The organism is Acidomonas methanolica, from assembly GCF_004346035.1.
Classification (GTDB): domain Bacteria; phylum Pseudomonadota; class Alphaproteobacteria; order Acetobacterales; family Acetobacteraceae; genus Acidomonas; species Acidomonas methanolica.
In genome coordinates this window covers 71014-96012 of the sequence record NZ_SLZN01000001.1, presented here as the reverse complement: position 1 = coordinate 96012, position 24999 = coordinate 71014, and the positions used below count along the sequence as shown (strand labels likewise).

The 24999-nt window shown below is 64.8% G+C and carries 21 protein-coding genes and 1 tRNA gene; 15 read left to right on the top strand and 7 right to left on the bottom strand.

Annotation, left to right across the window (positions count from 1 at the left end; all coding sequences use genetic code 11):
- Positions 1 to 5 precede the first annotated feature (5 nt).
- Entirely contained in the window at positions 6 to 878 is an 873-nt protein-coding gene (gene prmC / locus EDC31_RS00460; protein WP_132126866.1) for a peptide chain release factor N(5)-glutamine methyltransferase, read from the top strand.
- Between the two features lie 260 nt (positions 879 to 1138).
- Positions 1139 to 1588 (top strand): DUF4167 domain-containing protein, encoded by a 450-nt coding sequence (locus EDC31_RS00455; RefSeq protein WP_042059140.1) that lies wholly within the window; start codon positions 1139 to 1141, stop codon positions 1586 to 1588.
- 3 nt (positions 1589 to 1591) lie between these two features.
- Here the strand turns inward: EDC31_RS00455 and EDC31_RS00450 are convergent, their stop codons facing one another.
- Together EDC31_RS00450 and EDC31_RS00445 are read right to left on the bottom strand one after the other, a co-directional pair.
- Entirely contained in the window at positions 1592 to 2461 is an 870-nt protein-coding gene (locus tag EDC31_RS00450) for a glycosyltransferase family 2 protein (RefSeq protein ID WP_042059143.1), read from the bottom strand.
- 136 nt (positions 2462 to 2597) lie between these two features.
- Positions 2598 to 2672, bottom strand: a tRNA-Met gene (locus EDC31_RS00445).
- A gap of 159 nt (positions 2673 to 2831) precedes the next feature.
- Here EDC31_RS00445 and EDC31_RS00440 point away from each other — a divergent pair.
- Positions 2832 to 4016, top strand: a complete 1185-nt coding sequence (locus EDC31_RS00440; protein ID WP_042059145.1) for a mechanosensitive ion channel family protein — start codon at positions 2832 to 2834, stop codon at positions 4014 to 4016.
- 21 nt (positions 4017 to 4037) lie between these two features.
- Here the strand turns inward: EDC31_RS00440 and EDC31_RS00435 are convergent, their stop codons facing one another.
- Positions 4038 to 5555, bottom strand: coding sequence for an amino acid permease (locus tag EDC31_RS00435; protein ID WP_042059149.1), 1518 nt, complete (start codon positions 5553 to 5555; stop codon positions 4038 to 4040).
- Positions 5556 to 5576: 21 nt separating this feature from the next.
- Entirely contained in the window at positions 5577 to 6419 is an 843-nt protein-coding gene (locus tag EDC31_RS00430; RefSeq protein WP_042059151.1) for an undecaprenyl-diphosphate phosphatase, read from the bottom strand.
- 170 nt (positions 6420 to 6589) lie between these two features.
- Between EDC31_RS00430 and EDC31_RS00425 the strand changes: the two genes are divergently transcribed.
- The gene (locus EDC31_RS00425) at positions 6590 to 7057 is read left to right on the top strand and encodes an MlaD family protein (protein ID WP_042059153.1); all 468 of its coding nucleotides are present in this window, start codon (positions 6590 to 6592) and stop codon (positions 7055 to 7057) included.
- Positions 7058 to 7091: 34 nt separating this feature from the next.
- Here EDC31_RS00425 and EDC31_RS00420 read toward each other — a convergent pair whose 3' ends face one another.
- A complete protein-coding gene (locus tag EDC31_RS00420) occupies positions 7092 to 8150 on the bottom strand; it encodes an ATP-grasp domain-containing protein (RefSeq protein WP_408735061.1) in 1059 nt (352 codons plus the stop codon).
- A 77-nt stretch (positions 8151 to 8227) separates the two neighbouring features.
- Positions 8228 to 8818, bottom strand: coding sequence for a DedA family protein (locus tag EDC31_RS00415; protein WP_081797625.1), 591 nt, complete (start codon positions 8816 to 8818; stop codon positions 8228 to 8230).
- Between the two features lie 325 nt (positions 8819 to 9143).
- Between EDC31_RS00415 and EDC31_RS00410 the strand changes: the two genes are divergently transcribed.
- The 11 genes from EDC31_RS00410 (at position 9144) to EDC31_RS00360 (ending at position 22179) form a co-directional block, all read left to right on the top strand.
- Positions 9144 to 10115 carry a lytic murein transglycosylase gene (locus EDC31_RS00410; RefSeq protein ID WP_042059155.1) on the top strand — a complete coding sequence of 324 codons (972 nt, stop codon included), beginning with the start codon at positions 9144 to 9146 and terminating at the stop codon, positions 10113 to 10115.
- Positions 10115 to 10999, top strand: a complete 885-nt coding sequence (locus EDC31_RS00405; RefSeq protein WP_042059156.1) for a hypothetical protein — start codon at positions 10115 to 10117, stop codon at positions 10997 to 10999. Before EDC31_RS00410 ends, EDC31_RS00405 begins: the two co-directional genes overlap by 1 nt.
- A gap of 9 nt (positions 11000 to 11008) precedes the next feature.
- Positions 11009 to 12277, top strand: a complete 1269-nt coding sequence (locus EDC31_RS00400; protein ID WP_042059157.1) for a D-alanyl-D-alanine carboxypeptidase family protein — start codon at positions 11009 to 11011, stop codon at positions 12275 to 12277.
- Positions 12278 to 12301: 24 nt separating this feature from the next.
- On the top strand, positions 12302 to 12934 hold the full coding sequence (gene tmk, locus EDC31_RS00395) for a dTMP kinase (protein WP_042059292.1): 633 nt from the start codon (positions 12302 to 12304) through the stop codon (positions 12932 to 12934).
- 11 nt (positions 12935 to 12945) lie between these two features.
- A complete protein-coding gene (locus EDC31_RS00390; protein WP_239641679.1) occupies positions 12946 to 13878 on the top strand; it encodes a DNA polymerase III subunit delta' in 933 nt (310 codons plus the stop codon).
- The gene (metG, locus tag EDC31_RS00385) at positions 13875 to 15419 is read left to right on the top strand and encodes a methionine--tRNA ligase (protein ID WP_042059164.1); all 1545 of its coding nucleotides are present in this window, start codon (positions 13875 to 13877) and stop codon (positions 15417 to 15419) included. Before EDC31_RS00390 ends, metG begins: the two co-directional genes overlap by 4 nt.
- Positions 15416 to 16207, top strand: coding sequence for a TatD family hydrolase (locus EDC31_RS00380; protein ID WP_042059166.1), 792 nt, complete (start codon positions 15416 to 15418; stop codon positions 16205 to 16207). The genes metG and EDC31_RS00380 overlap by 4 nt, the downstream gene beginning before the upstream one ends.
- A complete protein-coding gene (locus tag EDC31_RS00375) occupies positions 16204 to 16992 on the top strand; it encodes an MBL fold metallo-hydrolase (protein WP_042059169.1) in 789 nt (262 codons plus the stop codon). Before EDC31_RS00380 ends, EDC31_RS00375 begins: the two co-directional genes overlap by 4 nt.
- 368 nt (positions 16993 to 17360) lie before the next feature.
- A complete protein-coding gene (locus EDC31_RS00370; protein ID WP_042059172.1) occupies positions 17361 to 19307 on the top strand; it encodes a PrkA family serine protein kinase in 1947 nt (648 codons plus the stop codon).
- A gap of 55 nt (positions 19308 to 19362) precedes the next feature.
- The gene (locus tag EDC31_RS00365; RefSeq protein ID WP_042059174.1) at positions 19363 to 20667 is read left to right on the top strand and encodes a YeaH/YhbH family protein; all 1305 of its coding nucleotides are present in this window, start codon (positions 19363 to 19365) and stop codon (positions 20665 to 20667) included.
- A 15-nt stretch (positions 20668 to 20682) separates the two neighbouring features.
- Positions 20683 to 22179 carry a SpoVR family protein gene (locus EDC31_RS00360; protein WP_042059177.1) on the top strand — a complete coding sequence of 499 codons (1497 nt, stop codon included), beginning with the start codon at positions 20683 to 20685 and terminating at the stop codon, positions 22177 to 22179.
- An 80-nt stretch (positions 22180 to 22259) separates the two neighbouring features.
- Here EDC31_RS00360 and EDC31_RS00355 read toward each other — a convergent pair whose 3' ends face one another.
- Entirely contained in the window at positions 22260 to 24881 is a 2622-nt protein-coding gene (locus EDC31_RS00355) for a cation:proton antiporter domain-containing protein (protein WP_081797615.1), read from the bottom strand.
- Positions 24882 to 24999: the final 118 nt, after the last annotated feature.

Genomic DNA, 24999 nt, shown 5'->3' with positions numbered 1-24999 from the left:
GCAGGATGAGTGAAAAAGCGACAGATGACGCGGATATTCCGCTGGCGACATTGCTGAACGAGGCGGCGGTGCTGCTGGCTGCGGCCGGGATCGACGATGCCCGCCGCGAGGCGCGCCTGCTGGCGGGGTGGGCTGCGGGAACGGACCTGACCGGGCTGCTCGGGCGGGTGAGCCTGAAAGCCGTGGCGGCGCGGCGCTTCCGGGAGGGGCTGAAACGCCGCGCGGCGCGGGAACCGCTGGCGTTCATCACCGGACGGGCGGGATTCTGGTCGCTGGATGTCCGCGTCTCGCCCGCGACCCTGATTCCGCGCGCGGATACGGAAACGCTGATCGAGGCGTTGCTGGAACTTCGTCCGGACCGGAGTGCCGTGCGTTCCGTTCTCGATCTGGGAACGGGAACGGGGGCGCTGCTCCTCGCGGCACTGGCGGAATATCCGCAGGCGCGGGGGGTGGGCATCGATCTTTCGCCTGATGCGGCGCTGCTGGCGCGCGACAATGCGCTGGAAAACGGGCTTGGAGACCGGGCGGTCTTTCTGTGCGGGAACTGGGCCGAGGCGCTCGATGCGCGTTTCGATGTGGTGTTGAGCAACCCGCCTTATATCGAAAGCACGGCGATTCCGGGTCTGATGCCGGAGGTGTCTCGCTATGAGCCGGAGCGGGCGCTGGATGGGGGAAGGGACGGGCTCGACGCCTATCGCGCACTGAGCCGCGCCTTGCCCGGGATGCTGACGCCGGGCGGGGTCGGACTTCTCGAACTGGGGCAGGGGCAGGATGACGCCGTCACGGCCCTCGGACGCGCGCAGGGCCTGAAAGTGGTCGCGCGGCGGAGCGATCTGGGCGGGATCGTGCGGGCGCTGGCGTTACAGACTGAATCGTGAGGAAATAGATATTGGCAGAGAGCGCGGTTCTTGGTAGAGACTTTTTGGCGGTTGTCTGGTCTGCGTGGGTTGTGTTCACGGGAACTGGTTTCCGCACGCCGCGCCCGGGAGAGGTCGTTCTTCTTTCGTGAGGCAGCGGACAGGCCCGGTGTGAAAGCCCGGCCGAGTTTTTACGGACCAAGGGTCGTTTACCCCGGCAGGCTTTTCATTTGTCCCGTGGGACGGTGAAGCTGCGAATACGAAAGTGCTTCGGCAGATCCATGAACATGAAACGTATGAGAAGCCGTCATCACCGTTCGGGCGGTGGCGGGGCTGTGCGCCATAATAATGGCCAGACTCCTCTCAACCGCAACCATGTGTTCGACAGTAACGGTCCGGACCTTCGCGTGCGCGGAACGGCCCAGCAGCTTTTCGAGAAATACCTCCAGCTGGGGCGCGATGCGACCGGTACGGGCGATCGTATTCTCGCCGAGGCGTATTTCCAGCACGCCGAACATTACTTCCGCATTCTCAATGCGATGAACCAGGCCGCGCAACAGAATCAGATCGAGCGGCAGGAGCGGCAGGCCCAGCGCCAGCGGAACTGGACCGAGCAGCCGGAAGAGCGCCGCGCCTCCGCCCGTGACGGCGAAGAGGGCGAGGGCGAGGAAGACGGCGAGGACGACGCGGAGGAAGAAACCGCCGTCGCCTCCGAGGCGTCCGCGGACTGAGTGTCAGAAACGCCCGAGAAAGCGCTCGGGCAGTTTCCAGAGTTCGTCACCGCTCAGGTGCAGATCCAGCCGGTAGCGTTCATGCTCCCGGCCGATCGCGCTTTGCTCGACGCGAGTCCGCCACTCCATGAGAGCCGGGTCATGCGGGGCGAGCGTGATCGTCTCGCGTTTCGGCAGCCCGGCCATTGCCCGCAGCATGCCCTCCCAGTTCGTATCCGCCATGCGTTGGTGCAGGCCGGCGTTTTCGCTGGCCCATGGCTGCTCCCGCGTGCGATTGAGACGTTTCAGCCCGCTCGCCAGATCGGCGTAGCGAAGGTGAAAGAGGAAGAGCGGCGCGTCGAGGACGGGCGGACGTCCCTCGATATTATGGAAACCCGGAACCCAGCGTTGTGCGCTCCGGATCAGCGCGGGTTTGCACATGGCGCTGGAGAAGCGCAGCCAGGGCCGCTGCCCGCTGATCACGTGCGACCAGTCGATGGACGGCTCCTCATCCGGGAGATGGATGACGTCGAAGCCGGTGGCCGACGCCACATCGCCGCGCCAGTTCCGCGCGAACTCGACCAGGCCGCTGCTGAACGCCGGGTCCGCGACCAGCAGTTCGTCCACATCGACGGAGATGACCGCGTCGTACCATGCGAGAAGCGAGGCGCAGTAATCCGAAATGGCGCGGGCGCGGCGGTCGTCATCCTGCGGGGAGCGCGGGATGCGAAGGACGTTGACGCCGGGCAATCCGGTGGTCGAGCCGTCCTCCGAGCCGTGGTCGATGACATGGCAGGCGCCGAGGCCGATCTGGGCGCCGTAATGGCGCAGCCACAGGGGCAGGAACTCCGCCTCATTGTAAACCATGGTCACGACGGCGAGGGGAGCTTTCATGCGGTGACGCTAGAGCAGATCGCGAGGGGGTGGAACACCTCATCGCACCGAGGCGCCTGCCGGAACAAAATGCCCCGATGCGAGAAAAGACTCTCGACGGCGCATGCCTGCTCTTTCATGATCGGACCGGACCGGATGGTAGCGGCGGACGGATTTGAACCGCCGACCAAGGGATTATGATTCCCCTGCTCTACCGCTGAGCTACGCCGCCATCGCGGCCGGTGGCAGGGAATTAGAGTCCCGCCTCTGTCCTGTCAACACCATGGCCGGGGAAATTTCCCGGCGTTTTTTCCGGAGTCTTTCGGGCAACCGTTGACCGGACCGAGGGGTTGACAGGGCTGGCACACAAAACAGGGAGTCGGGGTATCATTTGAGACAGCACTTCATCAATGCGCTTGACATGTTCCGTTCGTGGTTCGGCTGGCTACCCCCGCCGGTCGGATCGTTGCTGATGCTGGCGGTGGTCGGGATCGTGGCGTTCCTTGCCAGCAATTTCGCCTCCGATCTCATTCTCCGTATTCCCGATCAGGGAGGGACGGCGCTGATCCGCAAGGTGGTCGCGTCCCTGCGGAGGCCGGTGCGGCTGATGATCGTCATCGTCGCCGTGTTCTCGGCCCTTCCGGCGGCGTACGGCCTCTCCTACGACACCTTCTATGCGTTGCAGAAGACACTGATCTTCCTGTTCATTCTGACGCTGGGCGTGGCGGCGATCCTCGCCTTCCGGGTGGCGACGGAAGCCTATCTCGGCCGCATGATGAGCCGTGAGGTGGATGACGACATCCTGATGCGCGCGCAGCAGACGCAGATTCGCGTCCTTCGGCGCATGATGGAGATTCTCGGCGGGATCATCACCGTTTCCGCGGCGCTCATGTCCTTCGAGACGGTCCGGCAATATGGCGTCTCGCTCTTCGCCTCGGCGGGGGCGGCGTCGCTGATCGTGGGTCTCTCGGCGCGGGGCCTGCTGACGAATCTGATCGCCGGGGTGCAGATCGCCATCACCCAGCCGATCCGCATGGAGGATCTCATCATCATCAACGGCGACTGGGCCTGGGTGGAGGAAATCACCGCGACCTATGTCGTGCTGCGGGTGTGGGACTGGCGGCGGCACATCGTGCCGATTTCCTATTTCCTTGAAAACCAGTTCGAGAACTGGACGCACAACTCGGCGGCGATCATCGGGGTCGTGTTCCTCACCCTCGATTATCAGGCGCCGATGGATCGCATCCGTGCCTATCTCAGGGAGATCATCGCGACCTGTCCGCTGTGGGACGGGAAGGTGTTCGACGTGCAGGTGGCGGATTCCGACGCGCACGGCATCAGGGTGCGGATCATTGCGAGCGCGCGCACCGCGCTGCAAAGCTGGGATCTGCGCTGCGACATCCGCGAGAAGATCATCACGCGGCTGCGGGAGGAGTGTCCTGAGGCGCTGCCGCGCGGCCGCATCGCCATGGTGCCGCCCGCGCCCGGCGAAGCGGCCTGGCCCGGCGACGAGGCGATCTCTCCGCCGGTGGCGCGGCCGCCGCCCGGTTCCTATCTGGGGCCGCGGCCGGTCTGACGACTCTCAGGCGGCGCCGGATTATTGCGGATCGAGACGGGAGTGATGCCGTCCATAGAAAAGGTACGTCAGCACGCCGAGAATCGTATAGGCGATCAGCAGCAGGGCGGGAACGGGGTTGCCGCGGATCAGGGCATTCAGCATGTCGAGGAAGAGCGGCAGCGTCATGATCAGCGCGAACACGATTCCCAGCAGCGGCGCCCAGCCGATCCAGAAACCGCGAACGCGGAACGCGCCCATCGGCACCTGAAAGGGCCGGTGCATCGCCGGATGGGCGTTGCGCTGCCAGATGACGGTGAAACACACCATGCCGAACGCGGTGGCCGTGCCGAGGCTGACGAGATCGCTGATGATGTCGATCGGCAGCACGGCGGTGGCGAAGGCGACCATGCCGCCGACGAGCGCGGTGCCGATCACCGGTGTCTGGAATCGCGGATGGACACGGGCGAAGAGCGGCGACACCAGCCCGTCCCGCGCCATGGTGAAGAAGACGCGGATCTGGCCGTAGAGCAGACCCATCAGCACCGAGCACAGGCCGATCGTCGCTCCTATGTTGACCAGCAGGGCGAGCCAGGGTTGCCCCATGGCCTTGACCGCGACGGAGAGCGGATCGGCGACGTTGAGCTGCCCGTAGGGCACGACGCCGATCAGCACGGCGGCGACGCAGAGATAGACCAGCGTGCAGACGATCAGGCTGCCGATGACGCCGATCGGCACGTCGCGACGGGGATTGCGCGCTTCCGACGCGGCCGTGGAGACGGCCTCGAACCCCACATAGGCGAAGAAGATCACGGAAGCGGCCCGGAAGATGCCCGGCACGCCGAAGCGGAACGCGCCCTTCGACGGGGGAATGAACGGGTGGAAATAGGCCGGGTGCAGCGCGAACAGGCCGCAGCCGATGAAGATGAAGAGGACGCCGACCTTGATGCACACGATGACGGCGTTGACCTTCGCCGATTCCGACACGCCCTTGGCGAGCAGCGCCGAGACGAGCGCGATGGCGATGACGGCGACGAAATCCAGCCGCCATCCGGCGGTGATCGCCGTGCCGCCGCTGCCCGGGACGGTCTGCAGGGTCGCCTGGGTCAGGGCGGAAGGGATGTGGACGCCGAACTGCGCGAGCAGGCTGGTGGCGTAGCCCGAAAGGCCCGAGGCCACCGCGCCGCAGGAAATGCCGTATTCCAGCACCAGCAGCCAACCGACCGTCCAGGCGGCGACCTCGCCCATCGAGACATAGGCGTAGGAATAGGCCGAACCCGAGACAGGCATGGAGGAGGCGAGCTCGCCATAGGAAAAGGCCGTGAACAGGCAGGCGAGGGCGGCGATGACGAAGGAGAGCAGGATGGACGGCCCGGCATATTCAGCCGCCGCCGTGCCCGTCATGACATAGATGCCCGCGCCGATGGTCGAGCCGACGCCGAGCAGGACGAGCTGGCTCGCCGTCAACGTGCGCTTGAGGCCGTTGGTTTCGAATTCCGCCAGAATCTGGTCGAGCGGTTTGCGTCGAGAGAGCGATTGGGGGGTGGGCTCGGCCGTCATGCTCCCACCATGCCGCAGGGATCACACAAACAGCAACACTGCCGAAACGATTCCCGCGCCGATGCAGTAGAAGGCGAAAGGCGAGAGCGCCCAGTTGTCGTGATTGCGGAAGTAGCGCAGCAGGACCAGCGTGCTGATCAGCGCGGTGATGCCGGCGATGACGGCGGCGACGGCCGACTGCACCAGCACGGCATGCGAAATGGCGGTATGACGAAGCTGGAAGGCTTCATGTGTGGCTGCCGCGAGAATGGCGGGCTGGGCGAGAAGGAACGAGAAGCGGGCCGAGGTCTCGTGATCGAGGCCGCGCAGCAGGCCGCCATTGATCGTCGCGCCCGAACGGGAAATGCCCGGCAGGAAGGCAAGACATTGCCAGAGGCCGATCACCGCCGCATCCGCGACGGACATGTCCGCGATGGAGCGATGCGGTTGCCTGCCCCTGTGGTTGCGCAGCCACTCGGTCGCGATGAGCAGCACGCCGTTGAGGACGAGGAACCCCGCGACCATCAGCGGCGCGCCGAAGAAGGCGCGCAGGCGATGCTCGAACAGCCCTCCGACGAGCACGAGCGGCACTGTCGCGACCACGAGCAGGACGAGGATGCGAATCGCCTCTTCCTGTCGCGCGGGGCCGCGCCGTCCGAGCACGCCGGTCGCGATCGCCAGCCAGTCTCCCGCGAAGACCAGCAGCAGCGCCACGAAGGTTCCGAAATGCAACATGGTGAGGAACGGCAGGAACAGATCGCCGTGTTCATCGACGTTCCAGTGGAGCAGCGCGGGGACCAGAACGGCATGGCCGAGACTACTGATCGGAAAGAGTTCGGTGATGCCCTGGATGACGGCAAGCAGGATGGCCTGAAGAAAAGTCATGGCGCTCCGTTCGGTGACAGAAAGAATCTTCTTCGTCGTCCTGCCCTAGCCTGTGATGGGCCGCAAGTCCCGAGTCGGCCCATCCGTCATCTTATGTGTGACAGCTTCGCTGCTTGACCGGGACCGCGCGCCGGGCGAAGAGCGGAAAGCAGGGATGGAGCGAAGAGAGCATGGCGACACCGACACGCGGAGGATCGACGCTGGCGAGCGCGCTCGTGCTTGTCGTGGCGTTCGGATTCGGCCTGTATGCGCGGCACCAGCGTCACGGCATCGCGCCTGACGGCGTGCTGATGCATGCCCAGTTCCTTTCCGCCAACGGTCTGGTGGGCGGCGGGAAGGTCAATATCGCGGGTGTGACGGTCGGGCAGATCCAGAGCATCAGGCTCGACCCGAAAGCGGAGGTGGCGATCGTGGATTTCACCGTCAACCCGTCGCTGCGCTTGCCGCGTGATACGGTCGCCGGAATCGCCGCGCCGGACATGACGTCGGACGACACGCTCACGCTCACGCCCGGCAAGGCGCGCGAGATCCTGCCGCCGGGTGCAACGATCACCGATACGCGGGACGCGGTTTCGCTGGAGCAGCAGGTCAGCAACTATATTTTCGGCAGCGGTCTGGGCGGCGTGGGGGGCGGCTGACGCCTCGATCGCACCGCCGCCGAAGATCCGGCGCTCAGTCGTTCAGAGGATAGGCGCGCATCAGGCGCTTCTGTCGCCGCCAGGCCCGCAGGAGCGACCAGGCGCCGGCGCTTTTCCAGCCGCGCGCGCGATTGGCGGCGGCGATCCGGAACGCCGCGCCGTAATGTTCGAACTGAGCGCGATACGCCTCGTACAGGGTGGTATGCCCGTCCCAGATATGGGTCGCCTCGGAACCGACGCCGTTGATCTCGATGATGCGGAAGTCCTCGCCCTTGCGCAGGGCACTGACGGAGCGGGCCTTCAGGTCGATCCGGCCGAAATGGAATTCGGGCACGTCGCTCAGGATGTCGTCGAGCCGCCGGGAGAGGGCGTCCGTGACATCGCGGCGGCCGTCATGGAAGATCGAGCCCTTGCAGTGATTGCCCGCGAAGACGAGCGGCACGCGCTCGCCGGCGGCGGGACTCTCATGCAGACGACGTTTCAGACGCGGCAGATAGAGGTCCGGAATCCGGCCCGTGCGGCGGTCGCGGCGGACGAGATCCTCGATCGTCGCCACCCCGTCGCCGATCAGGGTCGGGACTTCCTTGTAGGTGATCGAGCTGATGCGTCCGCGCGGCTGACCTGGCTCCCGCATCCAGAAGATGCCGCCCTCGACGGGCATGTCGATCAGTTCCTGCACCAGAAGCCGCGTGTGCGACGGAAAGGATTCGACGACGGACCGCAGGGAGGTGGCGTCATCGACCTTCTTGACGCCCGTGCCGTTGCAGCCGATGTCCGGCTTGATCACGACGGGGAATGACAGCCCGGCCTCCGTCATGGCCGCGAACGCCGCTTCCGCGTTGCCGGACATGAAGGTCGCGTACGGCGCGATCCAGCGCCGGGCGAGCGGGCCGGCCATGTCGAGAATGCCGCTCTTGCTTTCGCCGCAGAGGCCGCCGGTCTCGATCCGCGGATTGGCGGCCGTCGGCAGGCTCAGGTCGCCGTGCCTGAGCCCCATGGCGATCCAGTACAGCACGATGGGCGTATAGAAGAGCCAGCCGGGCCAGAACTCGAAAAACGAGATCGGCGCCCCGGCGGGGGGCAGGCGGGACAGCAGATCGCCGGACAGGAAATCCTCGGACGCCATGTCGTGGGACGGTGCGGCCGGATCGAGGCGTTGCAGCAGCATGCTCAGTCGCTATAGGTCTGGAATCGCGCGATCACGCGCCCGACGAAAAGTATCGTTGCCATGAATCCGATCATCCCGACCCAGCGCCATTCGGCCAGGTGTGCGTTCATCCAGGTTCCGACATGCAGGGACACGCCGAAGAGGAGCGACGTCCAGACCAGCGTCGCACTTACCGCGCTCAACGCGAAAGCCTTGAACGGGGCGGCAAAAAAACCTGCCGCCGTATAGAGCGGCAGGCGTGCGCCGGGAATGAACCGGCTGACCACCACCACGCGCACCACGTTGCGGACGAACCACTTATGCCCGTGTTCGTGTTTCGGCAATGTAAGAAATCGCCGCCAAAAGTGCCAGTGCTTTCCGAGCGCCCCCATTGCGTAGAGCAGGCAGTCTCCGGCCGCGACACCGACATAGAGCGCGCCGAGAGCCAGGGGAACGGCGAGGCGGCCTTGCGCGCTGGCCATCGCGGCCAGGATGGTGGTGGCGTCCTCCAGGACGAAGGTGCCGAGAATGATCCAGAATGCCTTGAGCCACCACGCGGCGGAGGTCCACGAAGCTTCGATCGTAACGCGGATCGTCGTCCACAGGGCGCTCATGCGCTTGGAGAGCCTGAAAGGCATGAAAGGAAGGAGTCCTGCGAGGACGTCCGCGGGAAGGACAAAGTGAAAGCCATGACGGATGCCCTTTGCCATGACCGGCGGGAAACGCAAAACCGCAGCGCGGCGGCGACGAGGGCGTTCACTTTTTGTTTGCTTTTGGGCAGTATAGAGGTGGCCGGACGCAGTTCTTCGTCCGATACGATAATTTCCTCCGGAATTTCCTCCGGAATTCCCTCCGGAATTCCCTCCGGAATTCCCTCCGGCGAGCGGATACTCTAAAATCGGACCGGGCCCGATCGCGGGACAGGATACAGGATATTTGATGCTCACTCGCCGCACTCTGCTTGCTGCTCTTCCGGTCGCAGTCACGCCGTTATCCGGGGCTTCATTCGCCGCGGGAGGATATGCGTCGTTTCTTGCCTCCATCCGCGATGAGGCGCTCGCGCGGGGATTGTCGCCGCAGATCGTCTCGCAGGCGCTGGCGCTGACGCGGGAACCAAACGCGCATGTGCTGAAACTCGACCGGCACCAGCCGGAATTCACGCTGACCTGGGCGCAATACCGGGCGCGTGTCCTGCCGGCGAGCCGGATCGAGACCGGGCGGCAGGCGTTCGCCGCGCAGAGCACTCTGCTGGAGTCGGTAGAGACGCGTTACGGCGTCGATCCGCGCGTCATCGTCGGCATCTGGGGGCTTGAATCGGGGTTCGGCAAGACGACCGGGGGTTTTTCCGTCATCGACGCGCTGGCGACGCTCGCCTATGACGGCAGGCGGAGCGCCTTCTTCCGCAGCGAACTCCTCAAGGCGCTGGTCATTCTCGATCATCGCGACATCAGCCCGGAAGGGATGACGGGCTCCTACGCAGGGGCGATGGGGCAGCCGCAATTCATGCCCTCCGCCTATCTGCGCTTCGCCGTCGATGGGGACGGTGACGGCCGCCGGGACATCTGGACCAGCAAGGCGGATGTCTTCGCCTCGATCGCCAATTATCTCGCCCGAAGCGGCTGGCGGCAGGGCGAGCCCTGGGGTCAGCCCGTCCAGGTTCCCGTCTCGTTGCCGCAATCCCAGACGGGGCGCGACCATCGACGCACGCTGGGGCAATGGATGTCGGCCGGCGTACGACGGGCGGACGGGCAGCCTTTCTCGAGGCCGGATGTGAGTGGGGCGCTGATTCGTCCGGACGGGCCGGGAACGGACGCGTTCATGGTCTATCAGAACTTCAACGTCATCCGCCGCTACAACCCGTCGGATTTCTACGCGCTCGGCGTGGGGCTGCTTGGATACGCGGTGGCGTGATGCGGCGCGTTCTTCCCTATCTCGCGCCGCTGGCCCTGACGCCGCTCGCTTTGACATCGTGTCAGAAAAGCGCGCCGCCTTTGCCTCCGCCGCACCCGCATTACGTCATCGGCTCCGCGTGGCAGGGCAGCGACGGGTGGTTCTACCCGTCGGAATCGTTCAGCCTGCGCCAGACAGGTCTGGCGGTGCGCGAGAATCGCATGCGGCCGCATGTCACGACGGATGGAGAGATCTGGTCCGCCGAGTCGATGACCGGCGCGCATCAGACGCTTCAGCTTCCCGCGATCGTCACGCTGCGCAATCTGACGAATGGCCGGACCGTGCGAATCCGGCTCAATGACCGCGGGCCGTCCTCCAGGGGGCGGATCGTGGCCGTGACCCCCAAGGTCGCGGATCTGCTGGGAATCGGGGGCGACGCGCCCGCGCCGGTGGAACTCGTCGTGGACGAGGCGGCCAGCCGCGCGATTGCCGAATCGAGCCCCGATGCGCCGAAGCTCGATGTCGCGGCCGCGCCGCGGGGCGACGTGACGGCCGAGTCGCTCGACGCGCCTCCCGGACGCGACAGGCACCTCGTCGGCGGCCGGCAGGAAACGGCGCAGGCGGCGCGGAGCGGGATGAGGCTTGAACCGCTGCCCGCGAATGTCACTCAAGGCTTCAGTCAGCCGGTCTCTTATGCCATCACGCTGGGAAGCTTCGCGGGCCACGGAGCGGCCTCTCAGGTGGCGTTGCGGTGCGGCGGCAGGGTCTCGCCCGTGACGGATTCGGGGACGGGATTGAACTGGCAGGTTCGTCTCGGCCCCTTCGCAACCGTACCGGAGGCCGATATGGAGTTGGCGCGCGCGCGAGGCTGTGGCATCGCCGGGGCGCGGATCGTGGTGGAATAGGGACTTTATGTGAACGATCATCGGCAACACTTCTGTCAGACCCGGCGCGCGCTCCTCTGCGGCGCCGCAGGTTTCGCCGCCTTACCGGCCCATGCCGCCCATCCCCGCAAGGCGCATCACCATGGCGCGCACAAAACCGACGGGGATGAGGACGGAGAGTCGGACGACAAGGCTGCGGTCACGCCGTCGGCGGGACCGGCGACCACGCCGGTCGGGCCGCTCGACACCGTGGCGCGCTGGGCGTGCATCGTGGATTTCAACACCGGCGCCACGCTGCTGGAAAAAGCGGCGGATGAGCGCATGACGCCCTCGTCGCTGACCAAGCTGATGACGGCCTATATCGTCTTCACCATGCTGAAAGTCGGGCGGCTGAGCCTGACGCAGAGCCTGCCGGTCAGCGAGAAGGCCTGGCGGATGCAGGGGTCGAAGATGTTCGTGCCGCTGGGCCAGAGCGTTCCGGTCGATCAGTTGATCGAAGGGATGCTGATCCAGTCCGGCAACGACGCCTGCATCGTGCTGGCGGAGGGGATCGCGGGGTCCGAGGATCAGTTCGCCGCGCTCATGAATCAGGAGGCCACGCGCCTCGGCCTGACCAACTCGCATTTCGTCAACTGCACGGGTTGGCCTGCGGATAACCACTACATGAGCGCGCGGGACGTCACGACGCTGGCCGTCCACCTGATCCGCGATTTTCCCGAATATTATCATTTCTTCGGGGCGAAGGATTACACCTTCAGCAAGATTCACCAGGGCAACCGCAACGTGCTGGTGGACAAGGGCCTCGCCGACGGCCTCAAGACCGGCCATACCGAAGCGGGCGGGTACGGGCTGTGTGCGAGTTCGGACCGCAACGGCAATCGGATCGTCATGACGATCAACGGCACCGCGTCGAGCAATGAGCGCGCCCATGAAGGCGAGCGGCTGCTGGGCTGGGCGTTCATGAATTTCGACAATGTCACCGTGTTCCGCAAGGGACAGGAGGTGGATCGCGTGCCCGTCTGGATGGGAGAGGTGCGGGATGTGCCTCTGGTGGCGGCGCGGGACGTGGTTCTCACCCTGCCGCATGGCTGGCAGCAGCGCAGTCATTTCGGGGTGGATTGCCAGTCTCCGGCGATCGCACCGGTGCGGGCCGGGCAGAGTCTGGGCTCGCTGGTGCTGAGCAATCCGGGCATGCCGGATATCCGGGTCGCCCTCGTCGCCGGGCGGAACGTGGCGAAGCTCGGCCTTGTGGGGCGGGCCTTGGCGCGGCTCGGTCATCCGCCGGCGGCTCATGGCTGAGATGTGATGGCGCCCGGTGTCTTCATGCCCGGAGTCTTCATTACGCTCGAAGGCGGGGAAGGGGCCGGGAAATCCACTCAGGCCCGGCTTCTCGCCGAGGCCCTGCGTCTCGAAGGGCATGAGGTGGAACTGACGCGCGAACCGGGCGGCACGCCAGGAGCGGAAGCGTTGCGCGACGTTCTCCTGTTCGGCGCGGCGCCCTTGTCGCGCCGGGCGCAGGTTCTGGGACACATGGCCGCGCGCGCGGACCATCTGGACGGGCTGATCCGCCCGGCGCTTGCCCGGGGGGCGATCGTGGTCTGCGACCGATTTCACGACTCGACGGTCGCGTATCAGGGCTATGGGCTGGGCATGGGTGATCCGGCGCTTCTGGCCTTCATCGCCGCCATTCGCGAAGAAGTGGGAGGCGAGCCGGATTTGACCCTGCTTCTGACCGTTCCGCCCGAGCTGGGTGCGGCCCGTATCGCGGAACGCGGTGGTCGGCCGGACCGGTATGAGGCCGAAGCGCGAGCCTTTCACGAGCGCGTGGCGGATGGTTTTGCGGCGTTGGCGCAGGGGCAGCCCGAGCGGTTTCGGGTGATCGACGCCTCGCCGCCGCAGGATCAGGTGGCTGCGACGATCCTCACCGTCGTGCATAAGCGTCTCGCGAGTCGATGAGCGCGAGTCCGGTGCCCTCGCCGCGTGAAACGGCGGTCGTTCTCGGACATGAGGAGGCGGAGGCGCGGTTCCGCGCGGCGAGGGAGTCGGGGCGTCTGCACCACGCATGGCTGCTGACGGGACCGCCGGGAATCGGCAAGGCGACTCTGGCCTTTCATCTGGCGCGCCTGCTGCTGGATGCGACGGAGGGCGCGGCGGCGCGGCGGGTCAGCGCCGGAACGCATGGCGATCTGCTGGTGATCGCCCGGAGTTTTGATGAAAAACGACAGCGAGCGCGGGCGGAAATCGTGCTTGACGACGTCCGGCCGCTGCAATCCTTTCTCCATCACACGGCGGCGGAGGGCGGCTGGCGTGTCGTCATTCTGGATGGCGCGGAATATCTGAATCGCAGCGCCGCCAACGCCGTGCTGAAACTTCTGGAGGAACCGCCCGAACGCACGGTGATCTTTCTTGTCACCTCCGCGCCGGGCGCGTTGCTGCCGACCATTCGCAGCCGCTGCCGGAAGCTGGCGCTCGCGCCGCTCGATGAGAAGACTATGGAACAGGCTCTTGTTTCCATGGGATATGACAGGCAGGAGATCGACCGGCTGCTTCCGGCCTCGCATGGCGCGCCGGGGCGGGCGGTCTATCTCGGGCAGGATCATGACGGCAAAGCCGCCGCACTGGCGGGACGCTGGCTGAATGGGGGGGCGACGCAGGCGACGCCCGAGGAGGCGGAGCGCATCCTGCGTCAGGATGACGGTTTTGCGTTGCTCTGTGATTTGCTAGGGGAGGGTCTGATCGAGCGCGGGCGTCTTCGGGCGGCGCGCGACGACATCACCGGGGCGGCGCGGGCCGGGGCGGCTTATGCCGCGCTGATGGAACTGCGCCGGGAGACCGAACGCTTCAATCTGGACAAGGCGCAGGCCACGCTTCAGGCCGCCGCCATCGTGAGTGAGTCATGACCGCGCGTTTCTACGTCACTACACCGATCTATTACGTCAACGGCGCGCCGCATATCGGTCATGCCTATACCTCGATCGCCGCCGATGTGATCGCCCGCTTCCACCGGCTGGACGGACAGGAGGTGCTGTTCCTGACCGGAACGGACGAGCACGGTCAGAAGGTCGAGCAGGCGGCGCAGGCCGCCGGGATGGAGACGCAGGCGTTCACCGACCGGATCGCCGCGGATTTCCGGTCGATGGCCGATGCGATGAATATCTCTTACGATGATTTCATCCGCACCACCGAGCCGCGCCACAAGAGGGCCGCGCAGGCGCTCTGGGAGCAGGTCGCGGCGAATGGCTATATCTATCTCGACGCCTATGAAGGCTGGTACGCCCTGCGCGACGAGAGTTTCTACGGCGAGGAGGAGCTCGTCATCCGCCCGGACGGGACGAAGGTGGCCCCGACCGGCGCGCCGGTGGAATGGGTGCGCGAGCCGTCCTATTTCTTCCGTCTCTCGGCCCTTGAGGAGCGGCTGCTGGCGTTCTACGAGGCGCATCCGCATTTCATCGGGCCGGAAGCGCGGCGGCGGGAGATCACCAGCTTCGTGAAGGGCGGGTTGCGCGATCTGTCCATCAGCCGGACGAGCTTCAAATGGGGCATCCCGGTGCCGAACGATCCCGGCCATGTCATGTATGTCTGGTTCGACGCGCTGACGAATTATCTGTCCGCGCTGGGCTATCCGGACATGACGGCGCCGAAAATGGCGTTCTGGCCGGCCAATGTGCATGTCGTCGGCAAGGACATCATCCGGTTTCACGCGGTATACTGGCCGGCCTTCCTGATGGCCGCCGGGATCGAGCCGCCTGTCTCGGTCATGTCGAACGGCTGGTGGACGATCGAAGGCGAGAAGATGAGCAAGTCGCTCGGCAATGTCATCGATCCCCGCGATCTCGTCGGTGCGTTCGGGCTGGACCCGGTGCGGTTCTTCCTGTTGCGGGAGGTGCCGTTCGGCGGGGATTCCGATCTCAACCGTCGGTCGCTCGTCAACCGCCTGAACGGCGAACTGGCGAATGATCTCGGGAATCTCGCCCAGCGCACGCTGACCCTGATCGCGCGGAATTGCGACGGGACGTTGCCGGACCGGGCGGCGGCGACGGAGGACGATGCCGCGTTGCTGGCGCAGGCGAGCCTGCTGCCCGATCTTCTGCGCGGGCAGATCGGGCGCTTCGCGCTGACGGACGGGCTCGAAGAGGTGTGGAAACTCGTCCGCGCCTGCAATGCCTATATCGACCGGCAGGCGCCCTGGACACTGCGCAAGACCGATCAGGCGCGTATGGCGGCGGTTCTGCGCGTGTTGCACGACGCCTTGCGCGTCATCGGCACCGTGCTGCAACCCTATATGCCGGAGACGATGGGGCGCATGCTCGACCAACTGGGCGTGCAGGCGGGGGAGCGGGATTTCGCGGCGCTCGCCACGGCGTTGCCGGGCGGCCGGGCGCTTCCCGCCCCGCAAGGGGTGTTTCCGCGTTATGTGGCGCCTGAGGCGGCGACGTCTTGACCGCCGGGTTGATCGACTCCCATTGCCATCTCGACAGGCTCGACGATGTGCCCGCGGCGCTGGAGCTGGCGCGGGAGCAGGGGCTGGCGGGCATGGTCACGATCGGCACGCGGCTGTCGCATGCGCAGACGCAGATCGGCCTGACGCGGTTCGACCGCCCGGAGCTGCGGGTCTGGTGCGCGGTGGGGACGCATCCCGATCACGCGCATGAGGCGGGCGAATCGCATTCTTCTGACGAGATCGCCGGGCTGGCGGAACCGTCCTGCGTGGTGGGGATCGGCGAGTCCGGGCTGGATTACCTCCATGGCGGGGCGGAGGTGCGCGAGGCGCAGAAGGCGGGATTTCGCGCGCATATCGGCGCGGCGCGGCTGACGGGGCTGCCGCTGGTGATTCACGCGCGGGAGGCCGATGAGGACGTGGCCGCCATTCTGCGCGACGAAGTCGAGCGCAACGGCGCGTTTCCGTTCCTGCTGCATTGTTTCGCCTCGGGACCGGAGCTGGCGCAAGTGGCGATCGCTCTGGGCGGTTATGTGAGTTTCTCGGGTCTGCTGACCTTTCCGAAATGTGAGACGATCCGCGAGGTGGCGCGGGCGCTGCCGGAGGATCGGATTCTGGTGGAAACGGACAGTCCGTTCCTCGCGCCGGTCCCCCGGCGCGGCAAGCCGAACACGCCGGGCTTCGTCGTCCATACGGCCGCGCGTCTCGCGGCGGAGCGCGGCCTTGCGGCGGAGCGGCTGGCCGAGGTGACGACGGCGAATTTCCACCGATTGTTCCGGCGCGCCGTATGAAGATCACGATTCTCGGCTGTGGCGGCTCGGCGGGTGTGCCGATGATCGGCGGTCAGGACGGCGCGGGCCTCTGGGGCCGGTGCGATCCCCGCGAGCCCAGGAACACGCGGACGCGCTCCTCGATCGTCATCGAAGGACCGGGCGGCGAATCGCTGCTGGTGGATTCGGGGCCGGATCTACGCACGCAGTTCCTTGCCGCGCGAATCCCGGCTGTTCATGCGGTCGTGTACACCCACCCGCATAGCGATCATGTGGCCGGGCTGGACGAATTGCGCGCCGTCAATCGCGTCATCGACGCGCCGCTGCCGCTTTATGCGGCCGAGGACGTGCTGGAGGAGTTGCGCGCGCGCTTCGCCTATGCGTTTCGTCCGTGGCAGGGGAGCGGGTTCTTCCGCCCGGTTCTGGAGACGCATCTCGTGGCGGCGGGGCAGAGCATACGGGCGGCGGGGCTGGAGGTCGCGCTGTTCGAGCAGCGCCACGGGCGCACGACGTCGCTGGGATTGCGGTGTGGCGCCTTCGCCTATTGCACGGACGTCGAATTCATGACGGACGCGGTGCTGGACGGGCTGACGGGGCTGGATACCTGGGTCGTGGGGTGTTTCCAGCACGAACCGCATGTGGCGCATGCATGGGTGGGTCTCGTGCTGGAATGGCGCGAGCGGCTCAAGCCGCGACGGACGATTCTGACGCATATGGGGCCGGACATGGATTACGCGTCGCTCCTGCGTGACCTGCCGGCCGGCGTGGAGCCGGCATATGATGGGATGGTCATCACCGTTTCCTGAAACATCCGTGTCATCGACTCGTCATGATGTTTTCTTGTTGAAACGCGGCTCTTTAAGAGAATAGCCTTATGGGACCGGGTCGGTTGCCCGGACATGGCGGTGCCCCGCGGGGGCCGGCTTGGATGTTCTTCCCGGGAGGAAGACAGGGCTGCGCCGCCTGTTTTCTTCCGCATGCAGGCAGGGGAGTTCACCGACCCGTGCCGCCCTTGTCCGACAATGATCGTCACGCCGGGAATACGGCGTAAGCGGATGAGTGTTCAAGAAAATATGCCTGCGTGAGAACCGTTGCGGATCTCGTCCGCCGCGGAGTTCACCAGGGCTCACGCTGGGGCGCCCTTCGGGCGACCCATACACGGAGAGTTCTGTTCATGGGTTCATTTTCTAACGTTTTTTCGTTGGCCGCCACGATGCGCGACGAGCGCCGGGAGACGGAAATGTCCCTGGCCTCCTTCCTCGAACTCTGTCGCGAAGACCCCTCGTGCTATGCCGGGGCGGCGGAACGGATGCTCAAGGCGATCGGCGAGCCCGTGATGCTCGACACGGCGCGCGATCCGCGGCTGGGGCGGATCTTCATGAACCGGACGGTGCGGACCTATCCGGCCTTCTCCGATTTCTACGGAATGGAGGACGCCGTCGAGCAGATCGTCGGCTTCTTCCGCCATGCCGCGCAGGGGTTGGAGGAACGCAAGCAGATCCTCTATCTGCTCGGCCCTGTGGGCGGGGGCAAGTCGTCGCTCGGCGAACGGCTCAAGACGCTGATGGAGCGCGAGCCGATCTACGTGCTCAAGGCGGGAAAGCAGATCAGTCCGGTGTTTGAAAGTCCGCTGGGGATTTTCGATCCCGAGCGGATGGGCCCTACGCTCGAAGCGCAATATGGCATTCCGCGCCGGGTGTTGAACGGCATTGCGAGTCCCTGGGCGCTGAAGCGGCTGGAGGAATTCGACGGCGATATCGCGCGCTTCAGCGTGGTGAAGCTGCATCCGTCCAAGCTGCGGCAACTGGCCGTCGCCAAGACGGAGCCGGGAGACGACAACAACCAGGACGTTTCCGCGCTCGTCGGCAAGGTGGATATCCGCCAGCTCGAACATTTCAGCCAGAACGACCCCGACGCCTACAGCTTCTCCGGAGGGTTGAACCGCGCGAATCAGGGCATTCTCGAATTCGTCGAGATGTTCAAGGCGCCGATCAAGATGCTGCATCCGCTGCTGACGGCCACGCAGGAGGGCAATTACGTCGGCACGGAGAATATCGGGTCGATCCCGTTCACCGGCGTGATCCTGGCGCATTCGAACGAGGCGGAATGGCAGAGTTTCCGCAACAACCGCACGAACGAGGCGTTTCTCGACCGTGTCTGCGTCATCAAGGTGCCCTATTGCCTCCGCGTGACGGAGGAGGCGAAGATCTATGAGAAGCTGATCCACTCCTCGGCGCTGGGGGATGCGCCCTGCGCGCCGAACACCCTCAACATGCTGGCGCAGTTCGCCGTCCTGTCACGGCTCAAGCCGCATCCGAATTCCACGCAATTCGCCAAGATGCGTGTCTATGACGGCGAGAATATCCGCGAGACCGATCCCAAGGCCCGTGCGATGCAGGAATACAAGGACGCGGCGGGGGTGGATGAAGGCATGGAGGGCATCTCCACGCGTTTCGCGTACAAGGTGCTTTCCGCGACGTTCAACCATGACCCGAATGAGGTCTCGGCCGATCCCGTGCATCTGATGTATGTGCTGGAGCAGGCCGTTCGGCGTGAACAATTCCCCTCCGAGATCGAGGCGGGCTATCTTGCGGTACTGAAATCCGAACTGGCGCGGCGTTACGCGGATTTTCTTGGACATGAGATCCAGAAGGCCTATCTGGAGAGCTATAACGATTATGGCCAGAACCTCTTCGACCGCTATCTGGACTATGCGGATGCCTGGATAGAGGATCAGGATTTCAAGGACCCCGATACGGGCCAGTTGATGAATCGGGATCTACTCAATGCGGAGCTGACCAAGATCGAGAAGCCCGCCGGGATCGCCAATCCCAAGGATTTCCGCAACGAGGTCGTCAAGTTCTCACTTCGGGCGCGGGCGAATAATGGCGGCCGCAATCCGTCCTGGACCAGCTACGAGAAGATCCGCGACGTGATCGAGAAGCGGATGTTCAGCCAGGTCGAGGAATTGCTGCCCGTCATCAGCTTCGGCTCGAAGAAGGACAGCGACAGCGAACGCAAACATGACGAGTTCGTCGCCCGCATGGTTGCGCGTGGTTATACGGAACGTCAGGTGAGGCGGCTGATCGAATGGTATATGCGTGTGAAACAATCCGCCTGAGTGGTGCGGCGTTTTCATTTGCAAGACGTCCAGCCGATGACGGAGCATAGGTTTCATGGAAATCATCGACCGTCGCCCCAACCCGCACGGCAAGAACACGGAGAACCGGCGCCGTGTTCTGGTGCGGGCGCGCAACGCGGTTCAGACCGCCGTGCGCGAGGCCGTGAGTCAGGGGCGTATCCGGGATAACGCGCAGAGCAACACCGTCGACATTCCGGCCGATGTGTTGCACGAACCCAGTTTTCATCGCGTGTTCACGCAGGGCGTGCGCCAGTTCGTGCTGCCGGGGAACAGGGAGTTCGTGCCCGGCGACAGACTGCGCAGGCCGCCCGGCGGGGCAGGGGGCGAGGGCGGAAACGGGGATGGCGAGGCCAGCGCGGAAGGGGGCGGGGAGGATTCCTATCGCTTCGTCCTTTCGCGGGACGAGTTCCTCGACCTGTTTTTCGACGATCTGGAACTGCCGGATCTGGTGAAGCGCGAGATCGCCACGACCACATCATTGGCCACGAGCCGGGCCGGGTTGAGTTCGGACGGGTCGCCATCGCAACTCGATCTGGGGCGGACGATGCGTCATTCCGTGGCGCGGCGTATCGGACTCAAGCGGCCCAAGCCCGCGCGGTTGCAGGAGATCGAGGCGGAGATCGCCGCGCTCGAGGAAAAGATGCCGCTTGAGGAGGCGGATTACGAGCGGCTTCAGACGTTGCGCGAGGAGAGGGAGATGCAGTCGCGGCGGCTGATTCGGATTCCATGGGTCGATCCGGTCGATCTGCGGTATCGGCGCTTCACGCCCGTCCCGAAGCCGACGACGCAGGCCGTGATGTTCTGTATCATGGATGTTTCGGGTTCCATGACGGAGAAGATGAAGGAACTCGGCAAGCAGTTCTTTCTGCTGCTGCATGTCTTTCTGGAGCGGCGCTACGAGAAGCTGGACATCGTCTTCATCCGCCATGCGGAGACGGCCGAGGAGGTCGATGAGGAAACCTTCTTCACCGATCCGCGGACGGGAGGAACGGTCGTGTCAACGGCGCTCGAAGTCATGCTTTCGGCGCAGAAGGCGCGGTATCCCGTTGACCGGTGGAATATCTATGTCGCGCAGGCATCGGACGGGGACAATATTTCTTCCGACAAAGCGAGAGTCATGGAGCTGATGACGGAGAATATTCTCCCGATCGTGCAGTATTTCGCCTATATCGAGGTTGTGGGCTCCGGCGCGATCATTCGCAACGACAGCGATTTGTGGCGTTGTTACCGCGAACTTTCCGAAGCCTCTCCCCATCTCGCCATCCGGCAGGTGCGTGACCGCAAGGAGATCTTCCCGGTGTTCCGGGAGCTTTTTGCCCGTCGTAAAACTGCGAAATAAGGAGGGGACACCCTCATGCTTTATACGGGAACCGACTGGAATTTCAGCATTCTCTGGAAATGCTATGACGAGATTGAGCGGATCGCCGAGGAGGAGCTGGGGCTTGAGACCTATCCCAACCGCATCGAGATCATCACCTCCGAGCAGATGCTGGATGTGTATACATCCCACGGCATGCCCGTCAGCTACCCGCACTGGTCGGCGGGAAAGCGTTTCGTCACGCATGAAAACGCCTATAAGCGGGGGTTGATGGGGCTCGCCTATGAGGTGGTCATCAATTCGAGCCCCTGTATCTCCTATCTGATGGAGGAGAACAGCGCCACGATGCAGGCGCTGGTGATTGCCCATGCGGCGTTCGGGCATAATCATTTTTTCCGCACGAACAGACTCTTCCGGGAATGGACGGACCCGACGCAGATTCTCGATTATCTCGAATTCGCCCGCGGCTATGTGGCGCGGTGCGAGGAGCGTTACGGGATAAGGGCGGTCGAGCGGATTCTCGATGCGGCTCACGCGTTGCAGGGGCAGGGGGTCAACCGCCATACCGGCGCCAAACGCATCGATCTCCGCGCCGAGGCGCAGCGCGCGCGGGAACGACGGGAATACGAGCACAGCCAGTACAACGACCTCTGGCGAACCATCCCGACCGGGCTGGGCGCAAAGGGCGACGAAGCGGCGGACGGCCCCAGTCAACTGGGCCTGCCCGAAGAGAATATTCTCTATTTCCTCGAAAAACACGCTCCGAAGCTGGAAACCTGGGAGCGGGAGATCATCCGCATCGTGCGGCTCACGGCGCAGTATTTCTATCCCCAGCCGCAGGTCAAGGTCATGAATGAGGGGTGCGCCACCTGGGTGCATGACTTCATCATGCGGCGGCTGCACGAAAAAGGGCTGATCGACGATTCAGCGATGCTGGAAGCCATTCATTCGACCACCAACGTCATCATGCAGCCGGGCTTCGAACAAGGCGGCGGCCCGAACTTCAATCCCTACGCGCTCGGGCTCGCGATGATGTCCGACATCGTGCGCATCTGCACCACGCCGACGGAGGAAGATCGACGCTGGTTCCGCGACATCGCGGGAAATGGCGATCCGGTCGGGACGCTGAAATATGGCTGGGCGGATTATCGGGACGAGAGCTTCATCCAGCAGTTCCTCTCGCCGAAAGTCATTCGCGACCTGCGGCTCTTCCGTCTGACCGACGACCAGGCCCAGCCTTATCTGCTGGTGGACGCGATTCACAATGAGGAAGGATATCACGAGATCCGCCGCTCGGTCGCCGCGTCCTACGATCCGGGAATGCTGGCGGAGGAGATCGAAATCGTCGGCGCCGATCTTCAGGGCGATCGCATATTGAAGCTGGAACATCGCACGCGGCCGGGCCAGTTGTTGCAGCCGACGGATGCGCGGCTGACGCTGGCGCATCTGAAGGATCTCTGGGGGTATGGCGTGGAGATGCGGGAGATTGACAGCCAGACCGGGCGCGAACTCGGCGGCTACACGCTGCAATGAGTCGCAAGGCGTCGCTTTGCGGCGCTCCAGTGGTATGAGTTGGCATAATATATCTTATCGGGCAATTGGAGCCGAGCACTTCAATCCTGCGTTTTCTGCGTGACGGTGAGATCGGAGTCCGGCGCAAGCTGCGCCTCGGCGCGGCTCGGCGTTGCATGGCTGGCGGCATTGCCCTCCTGGGTCAGCATGAGCGGCGTGTTGAACATGCCTTGCCTGTCCTGCCCCTGCCGCCGCTCCGCCGCGCGCTGCTCGATATTGCGGCGGACGATGGGATAGTCATGCAGGAATTTCAGAAATATGGGCGCGGGAATGGCCAGAAGGTGCCCGAACTGGAGGGTGCGCACGACGCCGTCCAGCCTCTCGCCGCGCAGGAGCTGCATCGCGCCGATCAGATCGCCCGTGCCGAGCTGGATGTCCTGCTCGGCCACATGCAGTTCCACCAGTCCCGCGACGATCGCATAGACGGTCCGGATTTTCTTGCCGCGGCGGACCAGAACCTCACCCGGCGAAGCGAAGTGCAGCGAGATTTCGGAGGCGAGATCATGCAGCACCGCGTCCGGCACGCCGCGGAAGGCGGGAAAGACCCGCAGGCGGTTCTCGATGCCGTGCCGGAGGCTGAAATGCAGCGGCGAGCTGATCCGCTCCGCCCGGCGCTCCACATCGCGACGCAATTCCTCATGGATCTCATCCGTGATGAGATCCTCGGTCATGAGTTGATCGTACTCCTCCCCTTCCAGCCGCAAGGCGATCTGGGTGAGGATGCGGGTTTCCAGAGCCTCGAAATAACCCTGATAATGCAGGCGGAGGGTCTCGACGGCGTCGTCCAGCATGCGCCGCTGGCGGCCGAGCACCTCCGACACGATTTCGCTGATGCGATGGCCCAGCGTGGGCTCCAGCCGTTCGCGCATGAAGCGCATCAGCGAGAGCGAGACGAGATGGGCGATCATCAGCATCTCGAACCGTTCCGCCATGGCGCGCATCAGGGGCGGGTCGATATGCAGCCGGTGATGCAGCATCTGCGCCACACGGAAACGGAGGGACGGCTTGAGGCGTCGCCTCAGGGCGCGCGCATAGCCGAAGCGCCCCTCCAGCCGCGCGCCGTCCACCACGGCTTCCGCCGAGCGGAGCAGCGTCTCCATGACGCGGCGGTTGAGGCCCTGGATGCGGAAAATATCGAGCAGCAGGGAGCGTTCGCGATTGGCGATGATGATGAGGGCGAGCGTCACGCGCTGCCGGTCGCCCAGCGCCGTGTCGAAGGTGTTGGCCGCCCTCTCCTCATCCGCCCGCCGCTCGATCTGCTCCGTCACGATCTTGCGGATGCTCGGCTTGAAGGCCAGTTCCTCGGCCAGTTCCTCGGTGCGTTCGGCGATATGGGTCAGGCCCGAACTCAGCACCTGATGGCGCAACGCCTGATCGATCGGCGAAAGCTGGTCCAGCTTCAGGAAGATCACGAGATAGCGCAGCGACGTGCCGTTGAGCAGAAGCGTCACCAGCACGAAGCCCGTGGCGATGATGCCGATGAAATGCGCGACGCTCGTGGAGACGCGCTGGTTCTCGGTCACGGCCAGGGCCAGGGCCAGGGTGATCGCGCCGCGCAGGCCGCCCCAGACCATCGTCACCTTGAAGGGCGTGGGCACGGGCGGGGACAATCGCGCCGATGCCAGCAGCGGCAGCAGCCCGAACACGACCGAGGCCCGCGCCGCGAGGCCCGCCACGCTGGCAATGGCGATCAGGACGCAATCCCAGCGCGTCATGCCGATCATCAGGCGCGGAATGAGCAGGGCAGCCAGCAGGAAGAGCAGCGAGCCGCTCCAATAGACGAGCTGCTCCCACAATTCGTTGAGAAAGCGCCAGACCTGCGGGCGGAAGGTGGATGGTCCGTATGCGGAGATGGTCAACCCCGCCGACGCCGTGGCGACCACGCCCGAAAAGCCGAGAAACTGCTCGCAGACGATATAGACGACATAGGGGAGCGCGAGGGTCAGCGTGATTTCGGCGGCGGGCAGGCCGCTGAGCGCCGCCACGCCGTACAGGGTCAGCCGCCCCGCCAGGATTCCGACGATCAGGGCTCCGCCGAAGGAGACCACGAAATCCAGCGCCGCTTCGCCGAGCTGGATGTGATGATGCTGCGTCACCGACGCGAGCAGGATAGTGAAGATCGCGATGGCGGCTGCGTCATTCAGGAGCGCCTCCCCCTCCACCAGCCGGGTCAGGCGGGTGGCGGCGCCGATCTCGCGGAAGATCCCGGCCACGGCGGACGGGTCGGTCGTCGCGACGATCGAGCCCAGAAGCAGACAGACGATCAGCGGCTGCCCGGCGACAGGCAACAGGGCGAGGCCGATCAGGGCCGTGGAAACGACCACAGCCACCACGGCCAGCAGCAGCACCGTGGCCGCCTCGTGCGCCAGACGCCGCACGTCGATGGCCAGCGCGCCCTGAAACACGAGAATGGGCAGGAAGATCAGCAGGAAGGATTCGCTGTTGACCGGGAAATCCAGCAGCGTTTCCGCCGCTCCGTCAAAAGCGTCCGTCGTGGAGGAATGTAGCGTCAAAGCCGCCAGCGCGCCGAGAAAGATGCCGGCGAGAGCAAGCAGCACCGTCTCCGAGATTTCCAGCTTGCGGGCCACCGGCTGAATGAGACTGACGAGAACCAGCAGCAGCGCAAGGGCGAGCATGATCGCTGCGAGTCCCGTGATCGTCATTCCGTCAACACCCTCCCTCGTTGCGCTCGGCCTCGCCGCTCACGAGAAACATAGCGCCAAATCATGACGTTGACGACGTAATACCATCGCGTTGATAATAATTTTGCCACGCTTGCGG

Coding starts and splice junctions, on each gene's coding strand:
- prmC (WP_132126866.1), top strand. CDS start 6: ATGAGTGAAAAAGCGACAGATGACGCGGATATTCCGCTGGCGACATTG.
- EDC31_RS00455 (WP_042059140.1), top strand. CDS start 1,139: ATGAACATGAAACGTATGAGAAGCCGTCATCACCGTTCGGGCGGTGGC.
- EDC31_RS00450 (WP_042059143.1), bottom strand. CDS start 2,461: ATGAAAGCTCCCCTCGCCGTCGTGACCATGGTTTACAATGAGGCGGAG.
- EDC31_RS00435 (WP_042059149.1), bottom strand. CDS start 5,555: ATGACGGCCGAGCCCACCCCCCAATCGCTCTCTCGACGCAAACCGCTC.
- EDC31_RS00430 (WP_042059151.1), bottom strand. CDS start 6,419: ATGACTTTTCTTCAGGCCATCCTGCTTGCCGTCATCCAGGGCATCACC.
- EDC31_RS00425 (WP_042059153.1), top strand. CDS start 6,590: ATGGCGACACCGACACGCGGAGGATCGACGCTGGCGAGCGCGCTCGTG.
- EDC31_RS00415 (WP_081797625.1), bottom strand. CDS start 8,818: ATGAGCGCCCTGTGGACGACGATCCGCGTTACGATCGAAGCTTCGTGG.
- EDC31_RS00410 (WP_042059155.1), top strand. CDS start 9,144: ATGCTCACTCGCCGCACTCTGCTTGCTGCTCTTCCGGTCGCAGTCACG.
- EDC31_RS00405 (WP_042059156.1), top strand. CDS start 10,115: ATGCGGCGCGTTCTTCCCTATCTCGCGCCGCTGGCCCTGACGCCGCTC.
- tmk (WP_042059292.1), top strand. CDS start 12,302: ATGCCCGGAGTCTTCATTACGCTCGAAGGCGGGGAAGGGGCCGGGAAA.
- metG (WP_042059164.1), top strand. CDS start 13,875: ATGACCGCGCGTTTCTACGTCACTACACCGATCTATTACGTCAACGGC.
- EDC31_RS00375 (WP_042059169.1), top strand. CDS start 16,204: ATGAAGATCACGATTCTCGGCTGTGGCGGCTCGGCGGGTGTGCCGATG.
- EDC31_RS00370 (WP_042059172.1), top strand. CDS start 17,361: ATGGGTTCATTTTCTAACGTTTTTTCGTTGGCCGCCACGATGCGCGAC.
- EDC31_RS00365 (WP_042059174.1), top strand. CDS start 19,363: ATGGAAATCATCGACCGTCGCCCCAACCCGCACGGCAAGAACACGGAG.
- EDC31_RS00360 (WP_042059177.1), top strand. CDS start 20,683: ATGCTTTATACGGGAACCGACTGGAATTTCAGCATTCTCTGGAAATGC.
- EDC31_RS00355 (WP_081797615.1), bottom strand. CDS start 24,881: ATGACGATCACGGGACTCGCAGCGATCATGCTCGCCCTTGCGCTGCTG.